At 64.4% G+C, this 8,319-nt stretch carries 6 protein-coding genes and 1 pseudogene; 1 reads left to right on the top strand and 6 read right to left on the bottom strand.

Annotated elements, in window-relative coordinates:
* Positions 1 to 583 precede the first annotated feature (583 nt).
* From AC1DY5_RS32330 to AC1DY5_RS32305, 6 genes and pseudogenes are all read right to left on the bottom strand, one after another.
* Positions 584 to 1,330, bottom strand: a complete 747-nt coding sequence (locus AC1DY5_RS32330; protein WP_478118129.1) for an FAD-dependent oxidoreductase — start codon at positions 1,328 to 1,330, stop codon at positions 584 to 586.
* Positions 1,321 to 1,491, bottom strand: coding sequence for an FAD/NAD(P)-binding protein (locus AC1DY5_RS32325; protein WP_478118127.1), 171 nt, complete (start codon positions 1,489 to 1,491; stop codon positions 1,321 to 1,323). Before AC1DY5_RS32325 ends, AC1DY5_RS32330 begins: the two co-directional genes overlap by 10 nt.
* Before the next feature lie 49 nt (positions 1,492 to 1,540).
* Positions 1,541 to 2,249, bottom strand: a pseudogene (gpmA, locus tag AC1DY5_RS32320) (2,3-diphosphoglycerate-dependent phosphoglycerate mutase).
* Positions 2,250 to 2,326: 77 nt separating this feature from the next.
* Positions 2,327 to 3,619, bottom strand: a complete 1,293-nt coding sequence (gene eno / locus AC1DY5_RS32315) for a phosphopyruvate hydratase (protein ID WP_478118126.1) — start codon at positions 3,617 to 3,619, stop codon at positions 2,327 to 2,329.
* Between the two features lie 13 nt (positions 3,620 to 3,632).
* A complete protein-coding gene (gene pyk / locus AC1DY5_RS32310) occupies positions 3,633 to 5,048 on the bottom strand; it encodes a pyruvate kinase (protein ID WP_478118125.1) in 1,416 nt (471 codons plus the stop codon).
* 11 nt (positions 5,049 to 5,059) lie between these two features.
* Entirely contained in the window at positions 5,060 to 6,685 is a 1,626-nt protein-coding gene (locus tag AC1DY5_RS32305) for an NADP-dependent glyceraldehyde-3-phosphate dehydrogenase (RefSeq protein WP_478118123.1), read from the bottom strand.
* A gap of 125 nt (positions 6,686 to 6,810) precedes the next feature.
* On the opposite strand from AC1DY5_RS32305, the gene AC1DY5_RS32300 reads away from it, so the two are divergent.
* Complete coding sequence (locus tag AC1DY5_RS32300; protein ID WP_478118130.1) at positions 6,811 to 7,821, top strand: substrate-binding domain-containing protein; 1,011 nt, start codon at positions 6,811 to 6,813, stop codon at positions 7,819 to 7,821.
* Positions 7,822 to 8,319: the final 498 nt, after the last annotated feature.

Raw genomic sequence — 8,319 nt, 5'->3', positions numbered from 1 at the left:
GCCGGCGGCGGGTGATGCCCGCGCGCGGGACGGGCCTTCGCCCAAAGTCTGCAAATGGCCGGGACCACCTGTTCGTAAGACTCGCCGATAGCAGTCCTTGGCCAACCGGGCGATGACGCCGGATGTCAGCTACCAGGGACGTCCCCGAACTGGTGCTCGCAGCCATGACCTGACATCCAAGTTCGCGAGCCGAAGGTCAGGAACAGACTGATTGCTGAAGTTCAAGGTCCCGCACCGAATGACAGCGACTGACGGAACCTGACATTGGCACATTCCTCGACGTACGACTGCTCAACCTCGAAACTTGACCTTCACCGACGTCGTTAGCAACATTCGAGTTGGGCTACAGCGTCGGATCGCCTGGGTGGCAACGGACGACCACATGGCTAATCGGCAGATGAACGGCTGCTCCTGAATGATGCGAACAGGAGCTCCGGGCCCTGAGCGGGCCTTGAGCTCCCGAAGTTCAGCGGCGCAAAGCGGTCCTACAACACTCGAGTTCAGCGACCTTCGGAACCCGTCCGCCAGAACGACGGGTTGGTGGAGCGACCTGCGGCATAGCCTCGCATCAGCCGCGCGGTGCTCAACTGCTGTCGGGCACCCCTGCCAACCGTAGTCGCTCGAGCAACTCCTGGCGCCGCATTGCGTCGCGAGCGAAAAAAACCGCGAAAAATGGAGATGAAAGCGTGAAGTCCGGGTTGAGCTGCAGCCAATCCGCTATCGAAGCTTTGGCCTGCTCGATCGCTCCGCGAGCGACATCCGCGGCCGCGCCTATCAAAACAGCCGATCTATTGCCCGGTGCCGGCAGGAGAGCCGCCCTAGAGGCCTTGCTCGCATCGTCGAAGCGATCGAGGCCGTACAAGGCGCGTGCGCGCTGTACCAAGTAGATCGGCGGAGTCATCGGATTCAGCACGATCGCGCGGTCGACGTTGGCAAGGGAGGCTTCGTATTGGCCGGTCGCGCCGGCGCCGATGATGGCCACCTGCAACTGCTCCGGACGCAACGCGGTGCTCTGAGCGTGCCCGCGGATGCATGCATTGACCATGCGCGAACGGAAGCGCAGCGCGTCGGCGGCTGACTCGAGCCGCATCGCATGCTCGCGCACGCCGGGCGTGCCGAAATCGTTGCTCTGGCTTCCTACGGCAATGACCAGGGTGTCATAGGCGAAGACACGCTGCGGCGTGACCTCCTGTCCCTCGTCGTCGATGTAGGACGCCACAAGGACTTCGCGCCGCTCCCGGTCTAGTCCGACCATCTCGCCGACGCGGTAGCGGAAATGGTGCCAGTGCGACTGGGCAAGGTAGGCGACCTCGTGCGAGCTCATGTCCATGCTGCCTGCTGCGATCTCGTGCAGCTTGGGCTTCCAGACGTGGGTGCGCGTCTTTCGATCAACGTGATCGCGGCCTGCTTGCGCCGGCCGAGCGTGTTGCCCAGGCGCGTGGCCAGCTCGAGCCCACCCGCGCCGCCGCCGACAATGACGATGCGGTACAAGGTGGAATCAGGTCCGCCGGAAGTCGCTCTGTCCGCCGTGCCCATGTCCTCAGGGGCCCGCCTTGCCCTGATTGGCCACCGCCAGCAGGGAGGCCTTGATCGACTCCTCGTCACCGAGGTAGTAGTGCCGCAAGGGCCTGAGTTCGTCGTCGAGCTCGTACACCAGGGGCTGGCCGGTGGGAATGTTCAGCTCTACGATGTCGGCGTCGGACACGTTGTCGAGGTACTTGATCAACGCACGCAGGCTGTTGCCATGGGCCGCGATGACCACGCACTGGCCCGACTGGATGGCAGGCGCGATGGTGGAATGCCAGTGTGGCAGGAAGCGCGCCACCGTGTCCTTCAGGCATTCGGTCCTGGGAAATCCGCCGGCACCCAGCTCGAGGTAACGGGRATCGGACGCCTCGATCCGGGGGGCGCCATCCGCGAGAGGAGGCGGCGCGACGTCGTAGCCGCGGCGCCAGATCTTGACGTGCGCGTCACCGTACTGCGCCGCGGTCTCCGACTTGTTGAGACCCTGCAGTGCGCCGTAGTGGCGCTCGTTGAGACGCCAGGAATGGTGGACCGGAATCCACATGCGGTCCATCTCCTCGAGCACGGTCCACAGCGTCTTGATGGCTCGCCTGAGCACCGAGGTGTAGGCCACATCGAAGTCGTAGCCTTCCTGCTTCAGCAGCTGGCCCGCCGCGAGTGCTTCCGCGAGGCCCTTGTCGCAGGCCCACATCGGTCCAGCCGGCAAAGCGGTTTTCCTTCTTCATGATGAGTCCTCGGTGAGGAGGTCGGCCGCCCGCAGAATGGGAGGCTCCTCTTGGACCTGTCGAACAGGTCCACCCCTTCAGCCGTGCAACACAGGGAATGCGCCACGGCCGCCATAGACGGCATCGGCGCCGAGCTCCTGTTCGATCACGAGCAGGCGGTTGTATTTGGCTACGCGGTCGGAACGGCACAGGGAGCCGGTCTTGATCTGCRTCGCGCCCGTCGCGACGGCGAGGTCGGCGATCGTGACGTCCTCGGTCTCGCCCGAGCGGTGCGACACGACCGCCGAGTGGCCGGCACCGACGGCCATGTCGATGGCGGCCAGCGTCTCGCTGAGGGTGCCGATCTGGTTGGGCTTGATCAGGATCGAGTTGGCGATGCCGCCCGCGATGCCGCGTTCGAAGATATCGGTATTGGTGACGAACAGGTCGTCGCCGACCAGCTGCACCTTGTCGCCGAGCCGCTCGGTGAGCAGCTTCCATCCGGCCCAGTCGTCCTCGGCCAGGCCGTCCTCGATTGACAGGATCGGATAGCGCTCGGCCAGGTTCGCGAGGTAGTCGACGAAGCCAGCCGAATCGAAGCGCTTGCCTTCGGACGCGAGGACGTAGTGCCCGTCCTTGTAGAACTCGGAGCTGGCTGCATCGAGACCGAGCCAGATGTCCTTGCCGGCCTTGAAGCCGGCCTTGTCGATGGCCTGCAGGATGGTCTCGAGCGCTACCTCGTTCGACGGCAGGTCGGGCGCGAAGCCGCCTTCGTCGCCGACGGCGGTGCCCAGGCCCTTTGCCTTAAGGATCGACTTCAATGCATGGAAGACCTCGACGCCGTAGCGCAGCGCTTCGCGGAAGCTCGGCGCGCCGACCGGCAGGATCATGAACTCCTGGATGTCAACATTGTTGTCGGCATGCGCGCCGCCATTGACGATGTTCATCATCGGCACGGGCATCTCGAACTGGCGCTGACGCTGCGGCGCAAGGTGGCGGTACAGCGGTAGGCCGCGCTCTGCCGCACGCGCCTTGGCCACAGCGAGCGACACGGCAAGGATAGCGTTGGCGCCCAGCCGCGACTTGTTCGGCGTACCGTCAAGCTTGACCATCGCCTCGTCGATGCTTTTCTGGTCGGCGGCGTCGTGCCGGAGCAGGGCGTCGCGCAGCTCACCGTCGATATGGGCTACGGCGCGCGTCACGCCCTTACCGAGGTAGCGCGACGGATCCTGGTCGCGCAACTCGACCGCCTCGCGCGAGCCGGTCGAAGCGCCGGACGGCGCGGCCGCGAAGCCGCTAGCGCCCGATTCGAGGACGACGGCCGCGGCAACGGTCGGATTGCCGCGGGAGTCGAGGATTTCGATACCCTGGATGTGTTTGATGGTTGTCATGGAATGCTCTCTTCTAGGCGCGTGCGATGTGCAGCAGGTTGGTGGTTCCGGCCTTGCCGAAGGGCATGCCGGCAGCGATCACGACGATGTCGCCGAGCTTGGCGTAGCCTTCCTTGCGCGCCACGGCGCAGCCCGTCTCGACCATCCCGGGCACGTCGCTGATGTCGTGTTCCACATGGACCGAGTGCACGCCCCAGGCCAGCGCTAGCCGCCGCGCGACGGGCATTTCGGGCGTGATGCTCAGTACCGGCACCACGGGGCGCTCGCGCGCCGCGCGCAGGCTGGTATAGCCGGAGCGGGTGTAGGTGACCATCACCGCCACTGGCACCAGGCTGGCGGTCTGCCGCAGAGACGCGCAGATGGCATCGGCGACCGTCGGGCGGGGTGCGCTGTGCGAGGCGTCGATCACGGTGCGGTAGTGCGAATCTCGCTCGACCTCGGCAATGATGCGGTCCATCATCGCGACCGCCTCGCGTGGGTACTGACCCGAGGCCGATTCGGCCGACAGCATCACCGCGTCCGCGCCGTCGTAGATGGCAGTCGCGACGTCGGAGGCCTCGGCGCGCGTGGGCACCGGCGCGCTGATCATCGACTCAAGCATCTGCGTGGCCACGATCACCGGCTTGCCGGCATCGCGGCAGGCCCGCACGATGCGCTTCTGGATGCGCGGCACCTGCTCGGCCGGCATCTCCACGCCGAGGTCGCCGCGCGCGACCATCACCGCATCGGACAGCTCGACGATGGCATCGAGCCGCTCGATCGCCGCGGGCTTCTCCAGCTTGGCGAGCACGCCCGCGCGCCCCTGCACGATGTCGCGTAGCTCCTGCATGTCCTCGGGCCGCTGCACGAAGGACAGCGCCACCCAGTCGACGCCGAGCTGAAGGCCGAAGTCGAGGTCGGCGCGGTCCTTGGGCGTCAGGGCCGWGATCGGCAGCAGCACCTCCGGCACGTTGACGCCCTTGCGCTCCGACAGGATGCCGCCCGCGATGACCGTGGTGTCGGCGAAGTCTGTGCCGCAGGCCTGCACGCGCAGGCGGATCTTGCCGTCGTCGAGCAACAGGTCGGTGCCGCCCTTGAGTGCCGCGAAGATCTCAGGATGAGGCAGCGGTGCGCGCCTCGCAGTGCCCGGCGTGGCATCGAGGTCGAGGCGAAACGCGTTGCCGGCGACCAGTGTGACCGGGCCGTCGGCGAAGCGGCCGACGCGCAGCTTGGGYCCCTGCAGGTCGAGCAGGATGGCGATGGGCCGCCCGGTCTCCTGCTCGATGCGCCGCACGAGGTCGCAGCGCGCGCGATGCTGCTCATGGCTGCCGTGGCTGAAGTTGAAGCGGAACACGTCCGCGCCCGCTTCGAAGAGCGCCCGGATGGTCTCTGCGTCGGAACTGGCCGGCCCAAGGGTGGCGACGATCTTGGCGTGGCGTTGGCGATGCATGGTCCGCTCTCTCAGAGAATGAAGCCAGTGTTGAGAAAGCTGGACTTGTGGTCTTGCACGATGGCGTTAAGCAACCGCTTGCTCGGCTCCGTCTGCTTTGCAGCCACCATCGAGCGGATCGAGAAGGCTCGCAGTGCATCGGCCACCGACAGCGTGCCCTCGGCGGAATCTTTGCGGCCCGCAAAGGGAAAAACGTCGGGCCCGCGCTGGCATTGGCAGTTGATGTTGACGCGGCAGACTTGGTTGACGAGGGGATCGATGAGGGCACCGATCTGCGCCGGGTCAGAACCGAAAATGCTGACCTGCTGGCCGTGCTCTGAGGTCGTGACGTATTCGAGCGCAGTGGCCACGTCGTCGAAGGCCATCACTGGGATGATCGGGCCGAACTGCTCTTCGCGGTACAGCTTCATTCCCTCGCGCACGGGATAGACCACAGCGGGGTAGTACAGCGTCTGACAGAACGTACCGCCATGGGCGTTGATTACCCGCGCACCCTGGTCTTTTGCATCGTCGAGCGCCTCGGTCATGTAGGCGGTTCGGTGCAGCCCGGGCAGTGGCGTAATGGACACCCCCGGTTCCCATGGCATACCCACTTTGAGCTTGTCCAACTCCTCGGCGAAGCGCCGCAGGAAGCTATCGACGATGTCGCTATGCACGATCAGCATCTTTAGCGCCGTACACCGTTGGCCATTGAAAGAGAGCGCGCCCGACAGGCATTCCTTGACAGCGAGTTCCAGGTCGGCGTCGGGCAGCACGATCGCGGCGTTTTTTGCATCGAGCCCCAGAATCGCACGCAGCCGATGCGATTTCGGGTGCTGCTTCTTGAGATGGTCGGCCACTTTGCTTGATCCGATCAGCGCGAGCACGTTGACCTGCCCCGACGCCAGCATGCGCGGCACCACCACCTGACCCGGCGCGTAGACCGTGTTGATGACGCCCTTGGGGAATGAAGTGCGAAATGCCTCGAGCAAGGGCTCAAATAGCAGCGTGCCGTACTGCGGGGGCTTGAACACCACGGTATTGCCCATGAGCAGGGCGGGAATCAACGTGGCGAAGGTTTCGTTGAGCGGGTAGTTGTAGGGCCCCATACAAAGGACCACGCCGAGCGGCGTGCGGCGGATCTGGCCAATCGTGCCCTCGGYGATGACGAAGCGGGAACTACCGTTGTCGAGGTCCTTGAGGGCGTCGATCGTCGCGGCGATGTACTCAACCGTTCGATCGAACTCCTTGCGCGAGTCCGCCAGGCCCTTGCCTATCTCCCACATGATCAACTGCACGACCAGATCGCGCTGCGCGACCATCTTTCTCACGAAGTCCTGCATGCAAGCAATGCGGGCAGCAACACTCATGACTGGCCATTCGCCTCTCCCGTTGTCATAGGCGGCGACTGCTGCGGCCAGGACGGCATCGCTTTGCACTTCACTCATCAGGCGGTAGCTGCCGATCTCCAACTGCTGGGGCAGTTCCTCGTCGGATTGGACACAGACGGGCGACAAGACGGTCTTGCGGTCACCGTCGCATGGCTCCAAACGGCCGTCCACGAGGTAATGGGTCTGGTGAATAGGTGCCGTGAGCCGATGGGCCGGCGGAATCTCGTCAGGCCGCGGAAAGAGACTTTGAAGAGCCTTGCGTTGCATCGACTTCCTTTGGAGAATGTGTCCAAATCGCTTTGGATCATGAAAAAGTTGGATCCAAAGCGCTTTGGATGTGGGAGTACTGTAGTCCAAAGCGCTTTGGATCTCAATTTGGAAAAGGTTACAAAATGTCTAAGACGGGTCTGAAGGAGTTTGCGAAGTCGGTCGGTCTGTCGCCCACTACAGTGAGCCGGGCGCTCGCGGGCTATTCCGATGTGAGCGCAGCGACGCGTCAGAAGGTCATCGATGCGGCACGCGCAGTGGGCTACCGGCCCAACCCCACAGCACGCCGGCTCGTCACCGGGCGGGCACAGGCCGTTGGAATGATCGTGCCCTTCGGAGCGAACCGGCTCGGCAACCCGCGCTTTGTCGATGTGGTCGGAGGCTTGGCCAACAGCTTGTCAGAGGTCGACCTGGACCTAATGATCCTCGCCGCCCGCCCCGGTGCCGAACTCGATACCTATCGTCGACACACCAGCGGCCGAAGCGTGGACGCGTTGATCGTGGCCGACACGCTAGTCGACGATCCGCGCATCGCCTTCCTGCAGGAAGAGGGCTTTCCCTTCGTGACCTATGGGCGCACCCAGGCTACCGAACCTTATCCCTGGTTCGATTTCGACAACGAGGCGGGCGCGCGCCTTGCAGTCGAGCGATTGACGGCGCTCGGCCACCGTCGCATTGCGCTGATCCACGGCCCTCCGGCCGTCAGCTTCGTTATGCAACGCCGCGCGGGCTTCCTTGCTGCCATGCAGGAAGCAGGGTTGGCGCCCACGATGATCGAGGTTGGCCTGGATCGCAACGCGGGCCGCGAAGCGATGGAGCAGCTCATCGCGCGGCGAGATCGCCCCACTGCGGTGCTCGTTGACAATAACCTGGCGGGCGTCGGCGCCCTCCGTGCGCTTGCGGACGCCGGCATGCGACCGGGCCGCGAGTTGTCGTTAATCGTCTATGGGGTGGTACCCACGGACATTCTCTTGCCCTTTCGCGTCACTTCGATCGCTCACCCAACTGGCGAGGCGACGGGCCGCATGATCGCGGAACTGGTCTTGGGTGCAATTGAAGGCCGACCGGCGGAGACACTGCACCGCCTTGAGCAACCAGAACTCAAGGTCGGCGACACCGATTCGCCTCCGCCTTGATGCTGACGCCCATGCTAAGCATTTCGAACTGCGGAATCGATGCGCTGCGGAACGAGCCTCTTTTCACCTAAGCCATTGATCTGGTTCGGTACGAGCGTCGGCGCGCTCGCGGGCTCGTTCGAAGTGGCGTTTACTAGACTACTGATGCGATGAGCACCCGGCATGTTTGGCGCTCGTCCGGCGCTCCATCGCCGCGCCCCAGGATTCGGTAAGGCTCCTAAGCGCTGACTCCACTCCACACGACTACCTGTGTTGCCCCGGCAGCCGCATTGGACGTAATCGCGGATCTGCAGTCTTGAGATGCGCCCGAACAGTTGGTCGATCAATTCTGCACGACGGGGACTAGCTGGTGCGCGAAGGTGGGCAGGAAGCGCCGATGCGATGTGTGAAGTGCGATCACACAGTTCCGAGGCGCCGCCGGCTGGGCGCCGTTCGRCTAGTCGTCAACCCAAGTGAGTTGAAATTCGCGCAACGTGATCGCGGCGAGCAGGTCTGCCG

Source organism: Variovorax sp. P4_D9 (assembly GCF_056401695.1).
The sequence above is the reverse complement of the archived record's forward strand: the minus strand, read 5'-3'. Positions and strand labels throughout refer to the sequence as shown.